Source organism: Streptomyces sp. NPDC000878 (assembly GCF_053599695.1).
Genome location: NZ_JBSFMT010000007.1, coordinates 212,194 through 233,578, shown reverse-complemented (window position 1 = coordinate 233,578; position 21,385 = coordinate 212,194). Strand labels below are relative to the sequence as shown.

General features: G+C 70.2%; 18 protein-coding genes and 1 pseudogene. 4 read left to right on the top strand and 15 right to left on the bottom strand.

Features of this window, described 5'->3' with window-relative positions; all coding sequences use genetic code 11:
* The first annotated feature begins 5 nt into the window (after positions 1-5).
* Positions 6-1,287, top strand: a pseudogene (mgt, locus tag ACWDR4_RS09795) (macrolide-inactivating glycosyltransferase).
* A gap of 116 nt (positions 1,288-1,403) precedes the next feature.
* Here the strand turns inward: mgt and ACWDR4_RS09790 are convergent.
* Entirely contained in the window at positions 1,404-3,665 is a 2,262-nt protein-coding gene (locus tag ACWDR4_RS09790) for an MMPL family transporter (RefSeq protein WP_450406190.1), read from the bottom strand.
* A 247-nt stretch (positions 3,666-3,912) separates the two neighbouring features.
* On the opposite strand from ACWDR4_RS09790, the gene ACWDR4_RS09785 reads away from it, so the two are divergent.
* From ACWDR4_RS09785 to ACWDR4_RS09775, 3 genes are all read left to right on the top strand, one after another.
* Positions 3,913-4,482 carry a DUF1697 domain-containing protein gene (locus ACWDR4_RS09785; RefSeq protein ID WP_450406188.1) on the top strand — a complete coding sequence of 190 codons (570 nt, stop codon included), beginning with the start codon at positions 3,913-3,915 and terminating at the stop codon, positions 4,480-4,482.
* A 29-nt stretch (positions 4,483-4,511) separates the two neighbouring features.
* Complete coding sequence (locus ACWDR4_RS09780) at positions 4,512-5,549, top strand: ketopantoate reductase family protein (protein WP_450406186.1); 1,038 nt, start codon at positions 4,512-4,514, stop codon at positions 5,547-5,549.
* A 222-nt stretch (positions 5,550-5,771) separates the two neighbouring features.
* A complete protein-coding gene (locus tag ACWDR4_RS09775; RefSeq protein WP_450406183.1) occupies positions 5,772-7,643 on the top strand; it encodes a leucine-rich repeat domain-containing protein in 1,872 nt (623 codons plus the stop codon).
* An 88-nt stretch (positions 7,644-7,731) separates the two neighbouring features.
* Here ACWDR4_RS09775 and ACWDR4_RS09770 read toward each other — a convergent pair whose 3' ends face one another.
* The 14 genes from ACWDR4_RS09770 to ACWDR4_RS09705 all read right to left on the bottom strand — a co-directional run bounded on the left by ACWDR4_RS09770 (position 7,732) and on the right by ACWDR4_RS09705 (position 21,030).
* Entirely contained in the window at positions 7,732-8,484 is a 753-nt protein-coding gene (locus ACWDR4_RS09770; protein WP_450406181.1) for a sirohydrochlorin chelatase, read from the bottom strand.
* Between the two features lie 4 nt (positions 8,485-8,488).
* Entirely contained in the window at positions 8,489-9,409 is a 921-nt protein-coding gene (locus tag ACWDR4_RS09765; protein WP_450406179.1) for an ABC transporter permease, read from the bottom strand.
* Positions 9,396-10,181, bottom strand: a complete 786-nt coding sequence (locus tag ACWDR4_RS09760) for an ABC transporter ATP-binding protein (RefSeq protein WP_450406177.1) — start codon at positions 10,179-10,181, stop codon at positions 9,396-9,398. The genes ACWDR4_RS09765 and ACWDR4_RS09760 overlap by 14 nt, the downstream gene beginning before the upstream one ends.
* Positions 10,182-10,216: 35 nt before the next feature.
* Positions 10,217-11,320, bottom strand: coding sequence for an ABC transporter substrate-binding protein (locus ACWDR4_RS09755; protein WP_450406175.1), 1,104 nt, complete (start codon positions 11,318-11,320; stop codon positions 10,217-10,219).
* Between the two features lie 230 nt (positions 11,321-11,550).
* The gene (locus ACWDR4_RS09750) at positions 11,551-12,888 is read right to left on the bottom strand and encodes a sulfate adenylyltransferase subunit 1 (protein WP_450406172.1); all 1,338 of its coding nucleotides are present in this window, start codon (positions 12,886-12,888) and stop codon (positions 11,551-11,553) included.
* 2 nt (positions 12,889-12,890) lie between these two features.
* The gene (gene cysD, locus ACWDR4_RS09745; protein WP_450406169.1) at positions 12,891-13,829 is read right to left on the bottom strand and encodes a sulfate adenylyltransferase subunit CysD; all 939 of its coding nucleotides are present in this window, start codon (positions 13,827-13,829) and stop codon (positions 12,891-12,893) included.
* Positions 13,826-14,413, bottom strand: coding sequence for an adenylyl-sulfate kinase (gene cysC / locus ACWDR4_RS09740; protein ID WP_450406167.1), 588 nt, complete (start codon positions 14,411-14,413; stop codon positions 13,826-13,828). Before cysC ends, cysD begins: the two co-directional genes overlap by 4 nt.
* Positions 14,413-15,123, bottom strand: coding sequence for a phosphoadenylyl-sulfate reductase (locus ACWDR4_RS09735; RefSeq protein ID WP_450406165.1), 711 nt, complete (start codon positions 15,121-15,123; stop codon positions 14,413-14,415). The genes cysC and ACWDR4_RS09735 overlap by 1 nt, the downstream gene beginning before the upstream one ends.
* Positions 15,120-15,299, bottom strand: coding sequence for a hypothetical protein (locus tag ACWDR4_RS09730; protein WP_450406163.1), 180 nt, complete (start codon positions 15,297-15,299; stop codon positions 15,120-15,122). Before ACWDR4_RS09730 ends, ACWDR4_RS09735 begins: the two co-directional genes overlap by 4 nt.
* Entirely contained in the window at positions 15,296-16,990 is a 1,695-nt protein-coding gene (locus ACWDR4_RS09725) for a nitrite/sulfite reductase (protein WP_450406161.1), read from the bottom strand. Before ACWDR4_RS09725 ends, ACWDR4_RS09730 begins: the two co-directional genes overlap by 4 nt.
* Positions 16,991-17,169: 179 nt before the next feature.
* Positions 17,170-17,253 carry a putative leader peptide gene (locus ACWDR4_RS09720; RefSeq protein WP_309486338.1) on the bottom strand — a complete coding sequence of 28 codons (84 nt, stop codon included), beginning with the start codon at positions 17,251-17,253 and terminating at the stop codon, positions 17,170-17,172.
* 149 nt (positions 17,254-17,402) lie between these two features.
* Positions 17,403-17,975 (bottom strand): GNAT family N-acetyltransferase, encoded by a 573-nt coding sequence (locus tag ACWDR4_RS09715; RefSeq protein ID WP_450406159.1) that lies wholly within the window; start codon positions 17,973-17,975, stop codon positions 17,403-17,405.
* Between the two features lie 165 nt (positions 17,976-18,140).
* Entirely contained in the window at positions 18,141-19,547 is a 1,407-nt protein-coding gene (locus ACWDR4_RS09710) for a hypothetical protein (RefSeq protein WP_450406158.1), read from the bottom strand.
* A 190-nt stretch (positions 19,548-19,737) separates the two neighbouring features.
* Positions 19,738-21,030 carry a GAF domain-containing protein gene (locus tag ACWDR4_RS09705; protein WP_450406224.1) on the bottom strand — a complete coding sequence of 431 codons (1,293 nt, stop codon included), beginning with the start codon at positions 21,028-21,030 and terminating at the stop codon, positions 19,738-19,740.
* Positions 21,031-21,385: the final 355 nt, after the last annotated feature.

The following is a 21,385-nucleotide window of genomic DNA, read 5'->3' as shown; positions in this document are numbered from 1 at the left end:
GGTTAATCAAGTTGCACGAGACGTATCGTCTCGCCTACCGTCGAGAACATGACCACCTCCCGCACGACCACCTCTCGCATGCCCTCCACCCACACGCCCCCCGCCCACATCGCCATGTTCTCCATCGCCGCCCACGGCCACGTGAACCCCAGCATCGAGGTCATCCGCGAACTGGTGGCCCGAGGGCACCGCGTCACGTACGCGATTCCGCCCGAGTTCGCCGACAAGGTGGCCGAGACGGGAGCCCGGCCCGTGCCCTACACCTCGACGCTGCCAGGCCCCGACGACGATCCGGAGGCGTGGGGCACCACCCTCCTCGACAACGTCGAGCCCTTCCTCGCCGACGCCATCCAGGCGTTGCCTCAGCTCATCGAGGCGTATGACGGGGACACACCCGACCTCGTGCTGCACGACATCACCTCCTACCCGGCCCGCGTCCTCGCCCACCGCTGGGGCGTACCCGCGATCTCCCTCTCGCCGAATCTCGTGGCCTGGGAGGGGTACGAGGAGGAGGCCCTCGAACCGATGTGGGCCGAGCCCCGACAGACCGAACGGGGGCGGGCCTACTACGCCCGCTTCGATGCCTGGCTGAAGGAGAACGGCATCACCCAGCACCCCGACCCCTTCGCGGGCCGCCCCGCCCGCTCCCTCGTCCTGATCCCCAAGGTGCTGCAGCCCAACGCCGACCGCGTCGACGAGCGCGTCCACACCTTCGTCGGCGCCTGTCAGGGCGACCGCTCCGCGCAAGGCGACTGGCAGCGGCCCGTCGACGCCGAGAAAGTGGTCCTCGTGTCGCTCGGGTCGGCCTTCACCAAGCAGCCCGAGTTCTACCGGGAGTGCGTGCGAGCCTTCGCCGACCTGCCGGGGTGGCACCTCGTCCTCCAGGTCGGCAGGCATGTCGACGCCGGCGAGCTGGGCCCCGTACCGGCCAATGTCGAAGTGCGGTCCTGGGTACCGCAGTTGGCGGTTCTGCGGCAGGCCGACCTGTTCGTCACGCATGCCGGGGCCGGCGGGAGTCAGGAGGGGCTGGCCACCGCCACGCCGATGATCGCCGTACCGCAGGCCGTCGACCAGTTCGGCAACGCCGACATGCTGCGGGGGCTCGGGGTCGCCCGGCAGCTGCCCATGGAGGAGGCGACCGCCCAGGCGCTGCGCGCGGCTGCCCTCGCGCTCGTGGACGATCCCGAAGTCGCGCGGCGGCTCACGGAGGTTCGGGCCGGGATGGCGGAGGAGGGCGGCACCCGGCGGGCCGCCGACCTGATCGAAGCCGAGCTGCCCCCGCGCTGACGACGCCCCAACACACGTACTGCCAACACACGTACTGCGAGGGCCCGTTGGCTCCCCTGTGGCCAACGGACCCTCGCAGGAGGGGAACTGAGAGTGGATCAGCTGAGCTCCACGGCTCAGACGCTGATCCGCTCGCCGCCCTCCACCCTCGGCGTGACCGCCTCGGGAGACTCGTCGTGCGTCATGTCGGGCAGCCGGTTCAACCACTTCGGGAAGTACCAGTTGCGCTCGCCGAGCAGGGCCATCACCGCGGGCAGCAGCACGCCCCGGATGATCGTCGCGTCGATGAGCACCGCCGCCGCGAGGCCCACGCCCATCTGCTTCATGGACTGCATCGACAGCGTCCCGAAGATGGCGAACACGGCGACCATGATGACGGCGGCACTGGTGACGACGCCCGCTGTGGTGACCACCCCGTGCTGGATCGCGTCCTTCGTCGTGAGGCCCCGCAGCCGCGCCTCGCGGATACGGGAGACGACGAACACGTGGTAGTCCATCGACAGGCCGAAAAGGATCACGAAGAGGAACAGCGGCAGCCAGGTGATGATGGCGCCCACGCCCTCCGCGCCCACCAGCGACGCGCCCCAGCCGTGCTGGAAGACGGCGACCAGGATGCCGTAAGCCGCGCCGACCGAGAGCAGGTTGAGCACGATCGACGTGATCGCGATCGTCAGGGAGCGGAACGACAGGAGCATCAGCAGGAAGGCGAACACGACCACGAAGGCGAAGACCGGGGCGACCGCGCCGGCCAGCTGGTCGTTGAAGTCCTTCGAGCCCGCGACCTGTCCGGTGATCGGCGCCTGGACACCGTCGACCTTGCCGAGTGTGGCCGGGCGTACCTCGTCGCGCAGCTTGTCCAGGCTCTCGCCCGCCTTGTCCAGGTCGGAGCCGCCGACCAGCGGGACGTACACGAAGGCGATGTTCTCGGCGTCGTGCAGCTTGATGTCCACCGGGCCGCGCGAGGCACCCGAACTGACCGCCCGCTCACGGAAGTCGGCGAGCGCGGACCGCACGTCGGCCGCGTTGATGTCCTTGGCCTTGACGATCACCTCGGCGGGGTCGGAGCCGCCGGGGAACGCGTCGTTGACGCGGTTGTAGGTGCCGACGATCGGCAGCGAGTCGCCGAACTCCTGGTCCAGGGTGAGGTTCTGGGTCTTCATGCCGAGCGCGGGCGCGGCGATGGCGAGCAGCGCACCGGCCGCAACGACCAGCGCGATGGCCGGCTTGGCGAGTACGACCTTGAGGACGGCGGTCCAGAACCGGCTCTCCCCACTGGCCTTCTCCCCGTTGCCGTTCTTGCGCCGCTTGTCCGGGTGCAGGAACGGGATCCTGCCCTTCTCGACCCGCCCGCCGAGCAGTGACAGCAGCGCAGGAAGGACCGTCACCGAACCGACCATGGCGACCGCCACGACCATCAGCGAAGCCAGGCCCATCGCCTCGAACGTGGCGAGCCCGGTGAACAGCATGCCCGCCATCGCCACGCACACCGTGACACCGGAGACGATGATCGCGCGTCCACTGGTCGCCGCGGCGATCTGTAGCGCGACCTCCGGGGTACGGCCCGCCGCCCGCTCCTCGCGCTCCCGGCGCAGATAGAACAGGCAGTAGTCGACGCCGACGGCGAGACCGACGAGCAGCATCACGGAGCTGGCCGTGTCGTCCATCGGCTGGAGGTGGCTGACGAGGCCCATCAGACCCATCGTCGCGACGATCGCGGTGATCGCCAGGGCCACCGGCAGCAGCGCCGCGACCACCGCGCCGAACGCGATCAGCAGGATGCCGAGGGCCACCGGCACGGCGGAGTACTCGGCCTTCTTGAAGTCGTCCCCGAAGGCGTCGTCGAACGTCTTGTTCATACTGGCGCCGCCGATCTCCTCGATCCGCAGCTCCGCGTGGTTCTTCTGGACGTCCGCGACGGCGTTCAGCACCGGCTCGACCCGCTCGCCCGCCGTCTCGGAGTCGCCCCGCATGTCGAACTGGACGAGCGCGCTGCGTCCGTCCTTGGAGAGGGTGTCCGTGTCGTACGGCGACTGCACGTCCGTGACCCGGCCGGTGCCGTCGACCGCCTTCATGACGTCGGCGACGGCGGCCCGGAACGCGGGGTCCGTGGCCTTGACGCTCACGTCCTTCGCCTGGATGAGAACGGTCTCACTGGACGGTTCGTCGATCCCGGCATCCTCGATGATCTTGGCGGCCGTGTGGGTCTCGCCCCCCAGCTGGTCGCTCTCCTTGACCTCGACACTGCCGGCCGCCGAGCCGAGCCCCATCGCCAGGACGACGAACAGCACCCAGATCCCGACGGCGGCCCAGCGATGCTTGGCGCTCCAGCCACCGGCCCGGGCGGCTATACCCCGCACCCGCGTTTCTCCGTTCCCCATGACGGGCTTGCCCCCTCGTATGCGGTGACAGCCGCCTGCCATCACCTTTAGTTCGAAGGTATGGGCCGGATAAGAGCGTCTCGTCGTGCTCCCCGGTGAGGTGCGGCCGGCGAAAGTCCTCCCGTCGGATGCCGGTGTCTCCCCACTGGGGAGGACACCGGTCCCCTACATCTAAAAGGTGATCTCGGGGTGGTCCATCAGGGGAGACCGCGGTGGCACTGTCAGTGGGCCGCCCTATGGTGAGCGAATGACGACAGGTGAGCAGGCGACGACGACCTACGCGGCGCTGCTGCGCGGCATCAACGTGGGTGGCAACAAGAAGGTCCCCATGGCCGAGCTGCGCACCCTTCTGGAGGGCCTCGGGTACGCCGGCGTACGGACGTATCTGCAGAGCGGCAACGCCGTGTTCGCCGCCGGGCACGGGGACGAGGAGTCCCTCGCCGGGGAGATCGCGCGGGCCGTCGAGAAGCACTTCGGATTCACCGTCGACGTGATCGTGCGCGACCACGCCCACCTCGCGGCGGTCAGGGACAACTGCCCCTTCCCGGCAGCCGAGTTGGAGGCCAAGCAGCTCCATGTCACCTACTTCTCCACCCCCGTCGACGAGACCCGCTTCGCGGACATCGACCAACCCGCCCACCTCCCCGAGGAGTTCCGCCTCGGCGACCGCGCGCTGTACCTGTACGCCCCCGACGGCCTCGGCCGCTCCAAGCTCGCCGAGCAGCTCGCCAAACCCCGGTTCCTGAAGGGCCTGATCGCGACCACCCGCAACTGGAACACGGTGGTCAAGCTGGTGGAACTGACCCAGGGCGACTGACCTGTTTCACTGCTGGCAAGCTGATCGGTATGCGCTACATCATCATCGGGGCAGGGGCGGTCGGCGGTGCCATCGGCGGGCGGCTGGCCGGGGCGGGGCACGAGGTGGTCCTCGTCGCCCGGGGCGCGCAGTACGAGGCGCTGCGCGCGCACGGGCTGCGGCTGGTGACCCCGGACGGGCAGCACACGTACCGCCTGCCGACCGTCGACGGACCCGCCGGACTCGGGGAACTGCGCGCCGACGACGTACTGATCCTCGCCGTGAAGACGCAGGACAGCGAAGGCGCCCTGGCCGCCTGGGGACCGGTGCCCGTCGCCGGTGGCGGTACGGCGGCCGAGCGGTTGCCGCTGCTCTGCGCGCAGAACGGCGTGGAGGGCCCGCGTCTCGCGCTGCGCCGCTTCCGGCATGTCTACGGGGTCTGCGTCTGGCTGCCCGCGACCTATGTGGAACCCGGGGTCGTCTCCGCCGCCGGTGCCCCGCTCACCGGCATCCTGCACCTGGGCCGGTACCCGCACGGCACGGACGGCACCCTCCGCCGGATCGCCGCCGACCTGGAGAAGACGGCGTTCGAGGCGCCGGTCGTCGCGGACGTGACCCGGTGGCTGTACGCCAAGCTGCTCACCAACCTCGGCAACGCCATCAGGGCGCTCAGCGGCGCCGCGGACAGCGAGGAGAGCGAGGGGCTGCGCCAACGGGTGTACGCCGAGGGCGAGTCGGTGCTCGCGGCGGCCGGAATCCCGTACCCGAGTACGGAGGAGGCACAAGCGAGGCGCGGAGACAGGATCACCCTGCACCCGCTGCCCGGCGTCGAGCCCGGCGGCGGCTCCACCTGGCAGTCCCTCAGCCGGGGCACCGGCACGATCGAGACCGACTATCTCAACGGCGAGATCGCGCTGTTGGGCCGGCTGCACGGCGTACCGACCCCCCTGAACGAGCTGCTGCAACGGCTGGCCGACACGTTCGCCCGGGAGCGACGGCCGGCGGGTTCGCTGCCGTCGGCGGAACTCGTACGGCTGGCGGACGAGGCCGTCGCGTCTGTGCAGGAGCCCTCGGCCGGTCGTCCCTAACGGGAGAACGGGAGAACGGGAGAACGGGAGAACGGGAGAACGGGAGAACGGGAGAACGGGAGAACGGGAGAACGGGAGAACGGGCGTCGGCGGGCGGGGGAGGGGCCACCCCAACTCCACGGTCATTGCCGTCAGCAGGCCGTAACAGCCCCGCTCCGACCCACCAGCACACCCAGTGCATCCCGATCCCCGTTGTCGTACCCCACCCCTAAGCTCCACGCCATGACATCCCAGAACCCCGTCTCCGCCGACGCGCCCGGCGTTCACGCTCTGGTCGGCGAACTGCGCGGCCTGGTCGCCACCGCCACCCCCGCACGGGCGCGCAAGGCGATACGTGAACTGCTCACCGTTCACGACGACGGGGCCGCCCTCGACCTCGCGGCCCGTTTCGCGCCCATCGCCGCCTACTCCGGCGACCTCCTGCTGCGCGAACTGCCCAGCGCCGCCGATCCGGACCGCTTCTGCGAACTCCTCCTCGCACCCGCTTTCGCCCGTGAGGGCCGCACCGAGCTGCGGCTGCGCCGGATGAAGTCGCTGCGCGGCCTGCGCCACCTGACGATGCTCCGCAGACTCCACGTGGACCGGTGCAAGGAGGTCACCGACCTCGGCGACCTCGCCGCGCTCACCGGCCTCACCGACCTCGACCTCAACGGCTGCGCCGGGATATCCGACCTGGCCCCGCTGAGCACCCTGACCGCGCTGACCCGGCTCAATCTGCACCGTTGCCGTCAGGTCACCGACATCCGCCCGCTGCTCACCCTGGGCCGCCTGCGTGAACTCGACCTCAGCATGACCAACGTGCGCGACGTCACCGGACTGCCCGCGGGCCTTCCGGACCTGCGCACCCTCACCATGCGCGGCTGCCGTTCCTTCCGTGAGGCCGGGCAGCTCGCGGGACTGACCCGGCTGACCACGCTGGACCTCGGCTGGACCGGGCTGCGCAACCTTCGGGGCCTCACGACGTCACCCGCCCTCACCGAACTCGACCTCAGCGGTTGCGCCTCGTTGACCACCCTGGAGGGCATTCACACGCTGACCGGCCTGACCGAGCTGCGGATCGCCGACTGCCGCAGACTGGCCACCCTCACGGGGCTCGGAGCCCACCCGGGCCTGGCCGAACTGACGGTGGACGGCTGCTCCGCCCTGCGCGACGTACGCGGCCTGGGGGCTCTGACCGGCCTCACCTATGTCTGTGTCAAGGACTGCGAACGTCTCACCACCATCGAAGGGCTGCAGGGCTCACCCATCGAGCGGTTCCGCGCGGAGCGCTGCCCGGCCCTGGCCGACTTCTCCGCCCTGGAGCACATCCCCGGGCTCCGTGAACTCGACGGGCTCGATCTGGACGCGCTCACCGACCTCTCGCAGCTGCCCGCCATGCCGCTCATGGACCACATGCGGTTCATCGAGTGCCAGTCCCTGCGCACCTTGCACGGCATCCGTGTCTACCCCTCGCTGCGGAGGCTGACGGTCTGGAGCTGCCACGCTCTGAAGTCGGTGCACGGCATCGGACAGTTGCCCGCCCTGAGCGAGCTGACGCTGTGGGAATTGCCCCTGATCACGACACTGGGGGAGGAGGGCGGTCTGCCGGACGCCGACCTGCTGGTGCTGAACGGCTTTCCGCTGCTGACCGACATCGACGCGCTCGCCGGATCGCGCAACTCCCGGCTGGAGCTGCTGAGCCTGCCCCTGCTGCGGAGCCTGACGTCCCTGGAGGCGAAGCCCGAGTTGAAGAGGCTGAGACTGTTCGGCTGCCCCCAGGTGACGGATCTGCCCGCCCAGGTGACCCACCTGGAGGCGACCGGACTCTCCTGGCCGGACCTCGCCCCTCTGGAGCGGCTCACCGCCCTGACCACGATGGACCTGCGGCAGAGCTACCTGACCGACATCGGCGGGATCGGCGCTTTCCCGGAACTGGAGCGGCTCGGCCTCCTGGGCTGCGACCGCGTGGAGGACTGGACGCCCCTGCTGGAGGTGCCCCGGCTGCGGGAACTCCAACTGACGCAGGACCACGGACAAGAGCGGCCGTTCACTCCCGTGCTCCAGCGGCTGCTGGCGGCCGGAGTGACCCGGGTCCCCTGGCACGTGCGCTGGTGAGACCCGGGGCGCCAGGGTGGTCCGGGCCGACGCGGAGAAGCGCGTCCGGTTCGCCTGCCCGCAAGGCGGTTCAGGCCGACGCGGCCACCTACGCGCTCACCGCGGCCCGCCCCGCCAACGGCACCCGCACCGCAGCCTCCGCGTACCGGCGCAGCAGCAGCCGGGCCACCTCGGGCGCCGGTCCCAGGACGTCGGCGAGTACGTCCGCCCGCTCCGCGCCCCGCGCGATGCGATCCGGGAGGAAGCCCGGGGCGAGGACGTAGGGCGCGACGGCGACGCGCTCGCAGCCCAGCTCCCGCAGCTCCCGTACGGCGTCCTCGGTGCGGGGAAGGGATGCGGAGGCGAACGCAGGCCGCACGGCGCACCAACCGGTGTGCCGCCACTCCCGCGCGATTTCTGCGATCACTGCGATCGCCTCCGGGTCGGTGGACCCCGCCGAGGCCAGCACGACCCCGGTCGAGGACTTGTCGGCGGGCGTCAACCCCGCCTCGTACAGCCGCCGTTCGAGCGCCGAGAGGAGGAGCGGGGACGGGCCAAGGACCTCCGCCTGGCGGATCCGCAGCCCCCTCGGCGCGTCCCGCAGGACCGCCGGGATGTCCGCCTTCGCGTGGAAGGCGCGGGTCAGGAGGAGGGGGAGGGCGACCACGTCACGGACGCCCTCCGCCGCCAGGGACTCCAACACCCCTTGTACGGACGGGATGTTGAAGTCCAGGAAGCCGGTCTCCACCCGCAGCCCCGGCCGCAGCGACCGTACGCGCCGTACGAGGGCGTGCACGGTCGCCGCGTGCCGCGGGTCGCGGCTGCCGTGGGCGATGACGAGAAGGACGGGCTCGTGGCGCATGGGCTCAGCTCTTCACCAGGAGGCCGCGGCTGCGGAGCACCCGCCGTTCCAGCGGGCTGAAGAACAGCAGGTCGACCGCGATACCGACGAACAGGATCAGGAAGATCGCCTCGAAGATCATCGGCATGGAGCTGGCGTTGCGGCCGTTCTCCAGCAGTGCGCCGAGGCCGATGCCCAGGTCGGGCGAGGAGGCGATGATCTCCGCGGCCATCAGCGAGCGCCAGGAGAACGCCCAGCCCTGCTTCAGACCGGCCAGATAGCCCGGCAGCGAGGCCGGCAGGACGATGTGCCAGGCGCCCTTCCAGCCGGTCGCGCCCATCGTGCGTCCCGCCCGCAGGAACAGCGGCGGCACCTGGTCGATGCCGGAGACCAGGCCGTTGGCGATGGACGGGACCGCGCCGAGCAGGATCACCGCGTACATCATCGAGTTGTTCAGGCCCAGCCACAGGACGGCGGGCGGCACCCACGCCACCGAGGGCAGCGACTGGAGGCCCGACAGGACCGGTCCGATCGCCGCGCGGATGAACTTCACCCGGGCCACCACCAGGCCCAGCGGGGTGCCGATCGCCAGTGCCAGCAGGAAGCCGAGCAGGCCGCGCTCGACGCTGATCCAGATGTAGCCGAGAAGCTTGCCCTCCAGCCAGGCGTCCTTGAACTCCGTCGCCACATCGCCGGGCGAGGGCAGCTTGGTCGGGTCGGTCACGACGTTGAAGGTGATCAGCGCCTGCCAGATCACCAGCACCACGGCGGTCGCGACGAGCGGCGGGAGGATCTTGGCGCGGAAGGTCACCGAGAAGGGTGTGCGCGTGGTGGCCACGTTCTCCAGGGCGTCCAGACCGGCCTCCAGGCCGGCGATCTGGTGGTTGCCGTCGGCCTTCGCCTGACGTGTGTCCGTCAGGCCCGACTTCGTGTCACTGCTGGCCATGACGGCGGATCTCCCCACGCAGTTGTTCGGTGATCTCAATGGACAGTTCGGCCACGGGGGCGTCCTCGATACGGCGCGGCTGCGGGATCTCCACCGTCCACTCGCGCGCGATCCGGCCCGGCCGGGACGACAGCAGGATGACCCGCTGGGCGAGCCGCACCGCCTCCCGCACGTTGTGCGTGACGAACAGGACGGAGACACCCGTCTCCGCCCAGATCCGGGTCAGCTCGTCGTGCAGCACGTCACGCGTGATGGCGTCGAGCGCCGCGAACGGCTCGTCCATCAGCAGCAGCCGGCTCTCCTGGGCCAGCGCCCGGGCCAGCGCGACCCGCTGGCGCATACCGCCGGACAGCTCGTGCACCCGCTTGTCGTACGAGCCCTGCAGCCGGACGAGCGCGAGCAGTTCCTCGGCGCGGCCACGCCGGTCGTTCTTCGCGACTCCCCCCAGTTTCAGGGCGAGTTCGATGTTCTTGCCCGCGGTCAGCCAGGGGAACAGGGCGTGCTCCTGGAACATCAGGGCAGGACGCCCGTCGGTCCTGATGCTGCCCGCGCTCGGGTCGTCGAGACCCGCGACGAGGTTGAGCAGCGTGGACTTGCCACAGCCCGAGGCCCCCAGGAGGGTGACGAACTCACCCGGTGCGACATCGAGCGTGATGTCGTCGAGGACGAGCTGCTGCCCGGCGGGCCCGGCGAAGGACTTCGAGACGTGCTCGATGCGGGCTGCGTACTCGACCGACTCGGCCGGTCCGGCCTTGGCGATAGCGGTGGCCATGGTCGTCACCTCCTGGAGACGTGAGGGATCGGTGCTTACTTGACGCCGAGACCGGCGTCGTCGACCGTGCTCTCACCCGCGGCCTTGAGGACCGTGTTCAGGGGCGTGAGATCGTAGATGCCCGTCAGCAGCGGGTCCTCCAGCAGACCGGCCTTCACCGCGTGCTCCGCCTCGGTGTTGAGGGTGGAGGCCAGCGGGTCGTTGGTGAACTGGATGGACTTCCACGCCGGGTCCAGGACGGCGGCCGGCAGCTCCTTGCCCGAGTCGATGCCCAGCTGCGCGTTGGCCGCGGCCTTCGCCGCGTCGGAGTTGGCGTTGATCCACTTGTTGGTCTCGACGGAGGCCTTCAGGACCGCCTCGACGGCCTTCGGGTGCTCCTTGAGGAACTTCTGCGACACGATGATGTTCGTGATCACGAACTTCTTGTCCGGCCACAGGTCCGCCTCGTCGAGCAGCACCTTCGCGCCCTCGGCGACCAGCTTGGACGCGGTCGGCTCCGGCACCCAGGCGCCGTCGATGGAGCCGGACTTGTAGGCGTCCGGGGTGACCTTGTTGTCGGTGCGGACGACCGACACGTCACCCTTGCCGCTCTCCGCGTCGACCTTCCAGCCCTGGTCGGCGATCCAGTTGAGGAACGCCACGTCCTGGGTGTTGCCCAGCTGCGGGGTGGCGATCTTCTTGCCCTTGACGTCCTTCAGGGTCTTGATCTTGTCCGGGTTGACCACGAGCTTCACACCGCCGGACGCCGACCCGCCGATGATGCGCAGGTTGGTGCCCTTGGACTTGGTGAAGCCGTTGATCGCCGGGGAGGGGCCGATCCAGCCGATGTCGATGGAGCCCGAGTTGAGGGCCTCGATCTCGGACGGGCCGGCGTTGAAGACCTGGTACTTCGCCTCGGTGGCGCCCAGCGCCTTCTGGAAGTACCCCTTGTTCACACCGACCAGCGCGGTGCCGTGGGTCAGGTTGCCGAAGTAGCCGATCTTGACGGAGTCGAGCCCGTCGATCTTCTGGGCGCCGGCGGCGACCTTGGCGGTGTCGTCGTCCTTCGCCTGGGAGCCGTAGCCGCAGGCAGCGAGGGTGAGAAGGGGGAGCGCGGCCATGACCGCGAAGGTGCGGCGAAGAGCGGGTTTTGCAGGCACGGGAGGTGTTCCTCTCGGAGGCCCGGCGGTCACGTCTCTCAGGTCGTGGCCGGGAGGTCGGCAGGTCTTCGTCGATGTCGGGACGTCCGGTGGGGGGACAGGGCGCGCAAGCGGTGCGCGTACGTCAGCACGCACATCGCGCGACCCCGCCCTGCCCGCTGCCGAGGGCGCCGCTGCCGACGCGGCCCCCCTCCTTCGCGAACGTGGAGTAGTAGTCCATGGAGTTCATGTCAGAAGTCCCACCCGTCGTCCTCGGCCTCGGCCCTGACGGGCTCCGGGGAGGCGAACGACTCGCCGACCATGCCGGCGGTGAGCGTGGTGCCGTCGTTCGGGTCGATCAGGATGAACGAGCCGGTGCGCCGCGAGTCGGCGTACGAGTCGACGGGCAGCGGCTCCGCGGTACGGATCTTCACCCGGCCGATGTCGTTGGCGACGAGCTGTCCCGGATGCGGGTGCAGGGACAGGTCGTCGAGCGTGAGCCGGGACGGGATGTCCTTGACGATCGCCTTGACCGTACGGGTGCCGTGCTTGAGCAGCACCCGGTGGCCGACCGTCAGCGGCGCGTCGGCGACATGGCAGACCGTCGCCTCGACGTCCTGCGTGGTCGGCGGCGCGTCCTTGCTGGGCACGATCAGGTCGCCGCGCGAGATGTCGATGTCGTCCTCCAGGAGGACGGTCACCGACTGCGTGGTCCAGGCGATGTCGACCGGCTCGCCGAGCAGGTCGATACCGGCGATCTTCGACGCGTGCCCGGACGGCAGGACCGTCACGGACTCGCCGACGCGGAACGAACCGGCGGCGATCTGGCCCGCGTACCCCCGGTAGTCCGGGTGCTCGGCGGTCTGCGGCCGGATCACGTACTGCACGGGGAGGCGCGCGTGGCAGTGGCTCAGGTCGTGGGCGACCGGGACCGACTCCAGGTGCTCCAGGAAGGTCGGCCCGCCGTACCAGTCCATGTTCGCGGACGGGTCCACCACGTTGTCTCCGGCCAGCGCCGAGATCGGGATCGCGGTGATCTCCGGGACGCCCAGCTCCAGCGCGTACGCCGTGAACTCCTCGGCGATCGCTGCGAAGACCGTCTCCTGGTAGTCGACCAGGTCCATCTTGTTGACCGCGAGCACCACGTGCGGGACCCGCAGCAGCGCCGCGAGGGCCGCGTGCCGCCGGGTCTGCTCGACGACGCCGTTGCGGGCGTCGATCAGGATCACCGTCAGCTCGGCCGTGGAGGCACCCGTCACCATGTTGCGGGTGTACTGCACATGACCGGGCGTGTCGGCGAGGATGAACCGGCGCTTCGGCGTGGCGAAGTAGCGGTACGCCACGTCGATCGTGATGCCCTGCTCGCGCTCGGCGCGCAGGCCGTCCGTGAGCAGCGCGAGGTCCGGGGCCTCCTGGCCGCGGCTCGCCGAGGCGCGCTCCACGGCTTCCAGCTGGTCGGTGAGGATCGACTTGGAGTCGTGCAGCAGCCGGCCCACAAGGGTGGACTTGCCGTCGTCGACGGAACCGGCGGTGGCGAACCGCAGGAGCGTGGTCTCGGACAGTTCCGGGAGTTCCGTGGTCGTGCTCATGGCTAGAAGTACCCCTCGCGCTTGCGGTCTTCCATCGCGGCCTCGGACATCTTGTCGTCGGCGCGGGTGGCACCCCGCTCGGTGAGCCGGGAGGCGGCGATCTCGGTGATGACGTCGGCCAGTGTCACCGCGTCGGAGTCGACGGCACCCGTGCAGGACATGTCGCCGACCGTGCGGTAGCGGACCTGCCGCTTCTCGACGGTCTCGTCGGCCTTCGGGCCGCCCCACTCACCGGCGGTCAGCCACATCCCGGCCCGCTGGAACACCTCACGCTCGTGCGCGAAGTAGATGTCCGGCAGCTCGATGCCCTCGCGGGCGATGTACTGCCAGACGTCCAGCTCGGTCCAGTTGCTGAGCGGGAACACGCGGACGTGCTCGCCGGGCGCGTGCCGCCCGTTGTAGAGGTTCCACAGCTCGGGGCGCTGGCGACGCGGGTCCCACTGCGAGAACTCGTCGCGGAGCGAGAAGACGCGCTCCTTGGCCCGCGCCTTCTCCTCGTCCCGGCGCCCGCCACCGAAGACCGCGTCGAACTTCTCGGCCTGGATCTTCTCGGTCAGCGGAAGCGTCTGCAGCGGGTTGCGAGTCCCGTCCGGCCGCTCCTTCAGCACACCCCGGTCGATGTACTCCTGCACGGACGCGACATGCAGCCGCAGCCCGTGCCGCTCGACCGCGCGGTCCCGGTACTCAAGGACCTCGGGGAAGTTGTGCCCGGTGTCCACGTGCAGCAGCGAGAAGGGGATCGCCGCGGGGGCGAAGGCCTTCAGCGCCAGATGCAGCATGACGATGGAGTCCTTGCCGCCGGAGAACAGGATCACCGGCCGCTCGAACTCCCCCGCCACCTCACGGAAGATGTGGACGGCCTCGGACTCCAGCGCGTCCAGGTGGGAGAGGGCGTACGGGGCGCCCGTACCCTCCGCCGGCTTGGCAACGGTCGTCGTCATGCCAGTCCCCTCTCGGTGAGCAGCGCGTGGACGGCCGCCGCGGACTCCTGGACGGTCTGGTCCTGCGACTCGATCCGCAGATCGGGCGTCTCGGGCGCCTCGTACGGGTCGTCGACCCCCGTGAGCCCGGACAGCTCGCCCGCGGCCTGCTTGGCGTACAGACCCTTCACATCGCGTACGGAGCACACCTCGACCGGCGTCGCCACATGCACCTCGATGTACGCGGCGCCGCTCTCCTGGTGCCGCTTGCGCACCGCCTCGCGACTGTCCGCGTACGGCGCGATCACCGGGACCAGCGCCTTGACGCCGTTACGGGCGAGCAGCTCGGCGAGGAAGCCGATGCGCTGCACGTTCGTGTGCCGGTCCTCGCGGCTGAAGCCGAGGCCCGCCGAGATGAACTCACGGATCTCGTCGCCGTCGAGCACCTCGACGAGGTGGCCCTCCTCGCGCAGCCGGCCGGCCAGCTCGTACGCGATGGTGGTCTTGCCGGCGCTCGGCAGACCCGTGAGCCATACGGTGGCTCCGGTCGTCACAGGTGTCTCCTGGTCCTCGGGGTTCGCGGTCTGGGTCTGGGTCTGGGCCATCAGCCGTGCAGTCCGCACTCGGTCTTGCCGCGGCCCGCCCAGCGGCCCGCACGCGCGTCCTCGCCCTCCAGCACCCGGCGGGTGCAGGGCGCGCAACCGACGGAGGCGAAGCCGTCCATCAGCAACGGGTTGGTGAGTACGCCGTGTTCGGCGACGTACGCGTCCACGTCGTCCTGCGTCCAGCGGGCGATCGGGGAGACCTTGACCTTCTGCCGCTTCTCGTCCCAGCCGACGACCGGGGTGTTCGCCCGGGTCGGGGACTCGTCGCGGCGCAGGCCGGTCGCCCAGGCCGTGTACCCCTTGAGGCCCCGCTCCAGGGGCTCGACCTTGCGCAGCTTGCAGCACAGGTCGGGGTCGCGGTCGTGCAGCTTCGGCCCGTACTCGGCGTCCTGCTCGGCGACCGTCTGGACCGGGGTGAGGGTGAGGACGCGGACGTCCATCACGGCCTCGACCGCGTCACGGGTGCCGATGGTCTCGGGGAAGTGGTAGCCGGTGTCGAGGAACACGACATCGACGCCGGGCATGGCACGGGAGGCGAGGTGGGCGACCACCGCGTCCTCCATGGAAGAGGTCACGCAGAATTTTTTACCAAAGGTGGCTGTGGCCCACCTGAGGATCTCCAGCGCGGAGGCGTCCTCCAGGTCACGTCCCGCCTGCTCGGCGAGCGCCTTCAAGCCGTCGGTCGCACGGTCTTCCTGAACGGTCGTCATATCTCGTCCCCTCCACCGTCATTGCGCTGAAGTCCACGGGACAGCAACCCGAGGAACTTCAACTGGAAGGCTCGATTGCACGCTCCGCATTCCCAGGCGCCATGGCCCTGCTCGTTCGGACGCAGATCCTCGTCGCCGCAGTAGGGGCAGTAGAACGGGGCGGCGCGCTCACTCATGACAGGGACTCCTCGGAGGCACGGGTCGCCCACGTGGCGAAGCGTTCGCCGTCCTCGCGCTCCGCCTGGAAGTTCTTCAGCACGCGCTCGACGTAGTCCGGCAGCTCCTCCGAAGTCACCTTCAGACCACGGACCTTGCGGCCGAAGCCGGCCTCCAGACCGAGGGCGCCGCCCAGGTGGACCTGGAAGCCCTCGACCTGCTCGCCCTCGTCGTTCAGGACCAACTGCCCCTTGAGACCGATGTCCGCGACCTGGATACGGGCGCAGGCGTTCGGGCAGCCGTTGATGTTGATGGTGACCGGCTCGTCGAACTCCGGGATACGGCGCTCCAGTTCGTCGATCAGGGAGGCGCCGCGCGCCTTCGTCTCGACGATCGCGAGCTTGCAGTACTCGATACCGGTGCAGGCCATCGTGCCGCGCCGGAACGGGGACGGCTTGACGGTCAGGTCGAGCGCCTCCAGGCCCTCGACGAGGGAGTCGATCTGCGTCTCCTCCACATCGAGCACGATCATCTTCTGCTCGACGGTCGTACGCAGGCGGCCCGAGCCGTGGGCCTCGGCCAGCTCGGCGATCTTCGTGAGGATCGTGCCGTCCACGCGGCCCACGCGCGGGGCGAAACCGACGTAGAAGCGGCCGTCCTTCTGGCGGTGGACGCCGACGTGGTCGCGCCAGCGGGCTACGGGCTGGGCCGGGGCCGGGCCGTCGACGAGCTTGCGCTTGAGGTAGTCGTCCTCCAGGATCTGGCGGAACTTCTCCACGCCCCAGTCGGCGACCAGGAACTTCAGCCGGGCGCGGGTGCGCAGGCGGCGGTAGCCGTGGTCGCGGAAGATCGAGATGACGCCCTCGTAGATGTCCGGGACCTCGTCCAGCGGGACCCAGGCGCCCAGGCGCTGGCCGATCTTCGGGTTGGTGGACAGGCCGCCGCCGACCCAGACGTCGAAACCGGGGCCGTGCTCGGGGTGCTCCACGCCGACGAACGCGATGTCGTTGATCTCGTGCGCCACGTCGAGCAGCGGCGAGCCGGAGATCGCGGACTTGAACTTGCGGGGCAGGTTCGAGAAGTCCTTGTTGCCGATGATCCGGCGGTGGATCACGTCGATCGCGGGCGTGCCGTCGATGATCTCGTCCTCGGCGATCCCGGCGACCGGCGAACCGAGGATGACGCGGGGCGTGTCGCCGCAGGCCTCGGTGGTGGACAGGCCGACCGCTTCGAGCCGCTCCCAGATCTCCGGGACGTCCTCGATACGGATCCAGTGGTACTGCACGTTCTGCCGGTCCGTGAGGTCGGCCGTGCCGCGCGCGAACTCCTGCGAGATCTCGCCGATCACCCGCAGCTGCTCGGTGGTGAGCCGGCCGCCGTCGATCCGGACGCGCAGCATGAAGTACTTGTCGTCCAGCTCCTCCGGCTCCAGGATCGCGGTCTTGCCGCCGTCGATCCCGGGCTTGCGCTGGGTGTAGAGCCCCCACCAGCGCATACGCCCGCGCAGGTCGTTGGGGTCGATGGAGTCGAACCCGCGCTTGGAGTAGATCGTCTCAATGCGTGTCCGCACATTGAGACCGTCGTCGTCCTTCTTGAACTGCTCGTTCCCGTTGAGCGGGGTGAAGTGTCCGGCGGCCCACTGACCCTCACCACGGTGACGGCTCACCTTGCGGCGGGGCGCGGCGGCAGGGTTCTGCGGGGTGGCGGCCATGGTTCTACGTCCTCCGGGACAGCGACGGAAGGGGTCGGCGCGCAGCGGCGTCGATGAGGGGCGGCGGTCGGGTGGCGGGTGGGAGGCTCTTACCTGCGCGTACGGGCGCATGGTCAGGCCCGCGCGGCTCTGCGCGGGCTTGAGGCATAGGAGAGCGGATCGGCAGTGCTGAGGGCTCTTCAGCTTGCCGGACAGATGGCGCTGGACATGCGGCCGAGGTCGACGTGCCGCCGACTCACCAAGGCAATCCCAGTTCCAGACATGACGGAAGCGTGTCACGGCGATCTGGACACAGTCCAGCATTGTCCGTCATGCGGACACACCTGTCTCGTACGGTGAGACAAGGTGTTGTCGGTCACATGGTGGGGGTACGACAGGTCGAACGGGTGGGTTCTGGTGGTGTCTGGCCAGGTCAGCCGGAGTACGCACCTGGCCAGGGTCCGGGTGCGGTGACCTCCGTCTCCTCCTTGACCTCGGTGGCGAAGAGGGTGAAGCCGCGGCGCAGATAGTTGTCCATCGCGTGCTCCCCGTCCTTGCTGCATGTATGCAGCCAGACCCGCTTTGTCGGGGCGAGCCCCGGCCAGCGGTCTCCGAGGTCCCAGGCACGGGCGGTGCCGTACGAGAGGAGGTGTCCGCCTATGCGGCGGCCCCGGAAGGCGGGGATCAGGCCGAAGTAGGCGATCTCGACGACGCCGTCGTCCTGGGGCTCGAACTCCAGGTAGCCGGCCGGGGTGCCGTGGTCGTAGGCGACCCAGGTCTCTACGCCCGGGCGTTCCAGGTACTCCTGCCAGCGGGCGTACGTCCAGGTCAGGCGGTCGGTCCAGCGGATGTCGCCGCCGACTGAGGCGTAGAGGTAGCGGCTGAACTCCGGTGAGGGGGTTTCGGCGCGGACGATCCTGACGTGCCCGTCGGGGGCCTGGGCGGGGAGGAGGTCGGTCAGGGCGGTCTGTTCCAGGGACCAGGTGGTCACGGCGATGTTGCTCATGGCGGTCAGGGAATCATCTGGGTGGGTTGCCTGTCGATTGTCGTCCGCGGGGCGGTGGGGGCTGGTCGCGCAGTTCCCCGCGCCCCTGGAAGCGGGGCGCTGTCGCGCCCCTGCTTCATCGGCGGCGCAGATCGAGTACGGCCCCGCGCTCCGCCCGTGCGAGCGCTACTTCAGGTTGCCCGTGATCGATGACAGTGGTACCGCGTACAGCACGCGTTCGGGGATCGGGGTTCCGCGCCAGCCTGCCCGTTCGTCCGCCGCGCGTTCTGTCAGGGACCAGACCTCGCCCGTGCCCTCCCAGTAGGAGAGGGACTCGGCGTGTTCGGCCCAGCAGCGGCGGGACTCCTCGTCGGTGCCGCAGCGGGCGGCCTTCGCGCCCTCGGAGTCGAGGCGCCAGAGGGTGCCGTGGCGGTCCTTGGCGCCGGGGGCGTGGCCGATGTACCAGTCCGCCTTCTCGTCGCCCGCCGAGCGGTACGACAGCACACCCTGTATCCCGGTGGCCTTCGTCGAGTAGGCCTCGACCGCGTCCGCGCGGCCCAGGGCGTTGGTGGCGAGGAGGCCGGAGCGGTCGCCCGCGCCGCTGAACGAGTAGCGCCACAGGCGGCTGCGCTGATCGGCGCCGGCCGGGAACCACTCGCTCGCGACCAGGCTGTCGGGCGTGGAGCTGCGGTCCAGGGAGAGGGAGCCGAAACAGGGGGTGCGGTCGTCCGAAGCCGGGTCGCACGTGCCACCGGTCAGGCTGTACGAGGCGACGGCGGGCATGACGTAGCCGTAGCCGTGCGCCGACCAGCCGCCGGGCACCTTGCCGACCGCCGGGCTGTCGACCGAGGTGCGCTGGATGCGGTTCATGTCGTACACGTACAGGGACTGGTGGTCGGAGTCCGTGGGCGAGGCCGTGACCAGCAGCTTGTCCTGGTACCAGACCATGCCGGAGATGGAGGAGGACAGCTTGCGGTAGTCCGAGCCGTCCTCCGTCGGGACGACCAGGAGCACCCAGCGGTAGGTCATGCTGCTCAGGTCGTTCGCGTCCACGACGGCGACCCGTGCCAAGCCCCGGGAGACCGTCGGCTCGTCCGGTTTGGCGTCGTTGTGCGTCCAGCCGGAGAGGATCACGCGGTTGGCGCCCCAGCGGCCGTCCTCGTCCGCGTCGCCGGAGGTGGTGACGGACTGCGGCAGCCAGCGCTGACTCGCCGAGTCGGCGTCGTCCCAGCAGTACGCGCGGGTGGCCGTCGGCGCGACGGGCAGTGCCTCGGTCTCGGTGGGGACGCACTCGGCCGTGTTGCGCATCGTGCGGTTGGTGTGTTCCAGGACGGTGCTCACACCCACCGTGCCGCCCATGGACGTGGCCAGCCGGTCGAGTGAACTCTTCGAAGCCAGGTGCTCCTTGAGCTGGAAGTTCTTCAGCTCGGCGGCGGACGTGACGGACTTGAGGGGCCCCGGGTTGTCGCTGCTCACGGCCTGGGAGGCGCTGACGATGGTGGCCGCGGCGGTGAGGGCGAGGGCGGTGCCGGCGAGGACGCCGCGCAGCGCTCTTCCCCTCCTCTGCCTGCGGTGTCTGCCGCGATGTTTCATTACATCCTCCCGTGGCAGGCCAACTGCTGGTCACGGTCCGTGCGTTGAACCGGGATGGCAGTGTGGGGGGCCGTGGGATGGATGGTACGTCAGGGGGCGCCAGGCCTGGTCGAATACCCCGGAATCCATGCGCTTGTGTTGTACACGGGGCCCGTTCGGGCGCTTTTTCGTACGCAGACGTCACACCCGGTCACTGTGCGTTGCCCTTCCGGCCGTCGGTTGCCGCTCCCCGTACCCGGGCCACCGTCGGCGCCGTCGAGTGGGGCAGCAGATCGAGGGGGTCGTCCGGGAGGAGGACGGTCACCTCCGTCTCCTCGCTGAAGCGGTACGGGCGATGGTCGAGGAACGCCCCGAGATACCGCCGTATCCGCGACATCTCCGCGCGTACGGTCACCGTGCGGGCCGGGTCGCCGAACACGTCCTCCGCCAGGCCCGCCGCGCTGCGGCCGGTGCGGTGCAGGGCCAGGAGGTACAGCAACTCGGCGTGCCGGGGGCTCAGTTCGTGGGACCAGGAGCCCGCCGGGCCCGACACCGTCACCGACCAGCGGCGCGGTCGGCCCAGGTCCAGGACGATCCGGGTGGCACCGCGCGGCGCCGGCTCGGCGGCGGCGCGGATCAGCCAGCCGCCGGCCAGCGGCTCCACCGCGCACAGGCCCACCGCCGGCAGCCAACTGCGGCCCGGGGACAGTGATTTGGGCAGGGCCACCCGGTTCGTGTACGGCATGCCGGTGACCGTGGCCGTCCAGCCGTCCCGGTCCACCGCCAGGGCCCGCCCGCCGAGCCGCGCCAGCACCGGCGCCGCCACCGCCCGCAGCCGCTCCATTGACTGATGGTGCCGCTCCCGCAGCCCGGCCTCGGCGAGCTTGGCGACCGAGTCGACCCAGGCGAGCGTCGCCGGATGCATGCTCTCCAGCGGCCCGCTGATGTCCACCACCCCGATCAGCCGGCCGTCGCGCGGGTCGGTGATCGGCGCGCCCGTGCACGTCCAGGAGGCGTGCGACCGTACGAAGTGCTCGGAGGCGAAGACCTGTACGGGGCGCCGGGCGACCACCACGGTGCCCACGCCGTTGGTGCCGACGACGTCCTCGGCCCAGTCGGCGCCGGGCTCGAAGCCGAACGAGTCGGCCTTGCGCAGCACCGGCGTACTGCCCTCGCGCCACAGCACCCGGCCCTCCTCGTCCGCGACGACCATGATGTGCCGGCTCGCGTCCGCCACCGACAACAGCCCCTGCCGCAGCACCGGGAGGACATGCCGCAGCCGGGTGGTCTCGCGCTGCCGCTCCAGCTCCTCGTGGGTCAGCAGTCCGGCCCGGAAGTCGTGGTCGGGGTCGACGCCGCTGCGCAGCATGCGGTTCCAGGACTGGTCGATCACCGGGCGCGGCGCGAGGCGGGGTCGCTGTCCGGTGAGGCGGGCCGCGCGTACGTCGCTGAGCAGCCGCGCCGCCTGCGCCGCGTCACGGGTGACGAGCTGTGTGACGTCCATCGGCGGGTTCGCCACTGGGTCCTCCCGTACAGGGGTGCCGACAACCGGTTGCCGAAGCCGTTCGGCGACGCTGCCCGGGCCCCGTATTGACTGGTTGTCTCATGGTGCCGTCCCGTGGCCCCGGAGCGACACACTCCGCACACAGTTGCCAACAAGTTGCAACCCCCTGCAACCCTGGTGAACTGCCCTGCGGTGTTTGAAACTTGGGCGACGCCGCCCGCGCGGCGTCCGCGCTCCCGATCCTTGCGGGGCCAGCGAGCGGGGGTGGTGCCGTGTCGGCGCAGCACCACCCCCGCGGTGCGCTCCGCGGGTTGGGCGGTTCTTCGGATGCGGACCGTTGCCGACTGCGGGTGCG

Bases quoted from the DNA above. Each gene is read 5' to 3' on its own strand.
- ACWDR4_RS09790 (WP_450406190.1), bottom strand. From the start codon at position 3,665: ATGGGGAACGGAGAAACGCGGGTGCGGGGTATAGCCGCCCGGGCCGGT.
- ACWDR4_RS09785 (WP_450406188.1), top strand. From the start codon at position 3,913: ATGACGACAGGTGAGCAGGCGACGACGACCTACGCGGCGCTGCTGCGC.
- ACWDR4_RS09780 (WP_450406186.1), top strand. From the start codon at position 4,512: ATGCGCTACATCATCATCGGGGCAGGGGCGGTCGGCGGTGCCATCGGC.
- ACWDR4_RS09775 (WP_450406183.1), top strand. From the start codon at position 5,772: ATGACATCCCAGAACCCCGTCTCCGCCGACGCGCCCGGCGTTCACGCT.
- ACWDR4_RS09770 (WP_450406181.1), bottom strand. From the start codon at position 8,484: ATGCGCCACGAGCCCGTCCTTCTCGTCATCGCCCACGGCAGCCGCGAC.
- ACWDR4_RS09765 (WP_450406179.1), bottom strand. From the start codon at position 9,409: ATGGCCAGCAGTGACACGAAGTCGGGCCTGACGGACACACGTCAGGCG.
- ACWDR4_RS09760 (WP_450406177.1), bottom strand. From the start codon at position 10,181: ATGGCCACCGCTATCGCCAAGGCCGGACCGGCCGAGTCGGTCGAGTAC.
- ACWDR4_RS09750 (WP_450406172.1), bottom strand. From the start codon at position 12,888: ATGAGCACGACCACGGAACTCCCGGAACTGTCCGAGACCACGCTCCTG.
- cysD (WP_450406169.1), bottom strand. From the start codon at position 13,829: ATGACGACGACCGTTGCCAAGCCGGCGGAGGGTACGGGCGCCCCGTAC.
- cysC (WP_450406167.1), bottom strand. From the start codon at position 14,413: ATGGCCCAGACCCAGACCCAGACCGCGAACCCCGAGGACCAGGAGACA.
- ACWDR4_RS09735 (WP_450406165.1), bottom strand. From the start codon at position 15,123: ATGACGACCGTTCAGGAAGACCGTGCGACCGACGGCTTGAAGGCGCTC.
- ACWDR4_RS09730 (WP_450406163.1), bottom strand. From the start codon at position 15,299: ATGAGTGAGCGCGCCGCCCCGTTCTACTGCCCCTACTGCGGCGACGAG.
- ACWDR4_RS09725 (WP_450406161.1), bottom strand. From the start codon at position 16,990: ATGGCCGCCACCCCGCAGAACCCTGCCGCCGCGCCCCGCCGCAAGGTG.
- ACWDR4_RS09720 (WP_309486338.1), bottom strand. From the start codon at position 17,253: ATGTCTGGAACTGGGATTGCCTTGGTGAGTCGGCGGCACGTCGACCTC.
- ACWDR4_RS09715 (WP_450406159.1), bottom strand. From the start codon at position 17,975: ATGAGCAACATCGCCGTGACCACCTGGTCCCTGGAACAGACCGCCCTG.
- ACWDR4_RS09710 (WP_450406158.1), bottom strand. From the start codon at position 19,547: ATGAAACATCGCGGCAGACACCGCAGGCAGAGGAGGGGAAGAGCGCTG.
- ACWDR4_RS09705 (WP_450406224.1), bottom strand. From the start codon at position 21,030: ATGGACGTCACACAGCTCGTCACCCGTGACGCGGCGCAGGCGGCGCGG.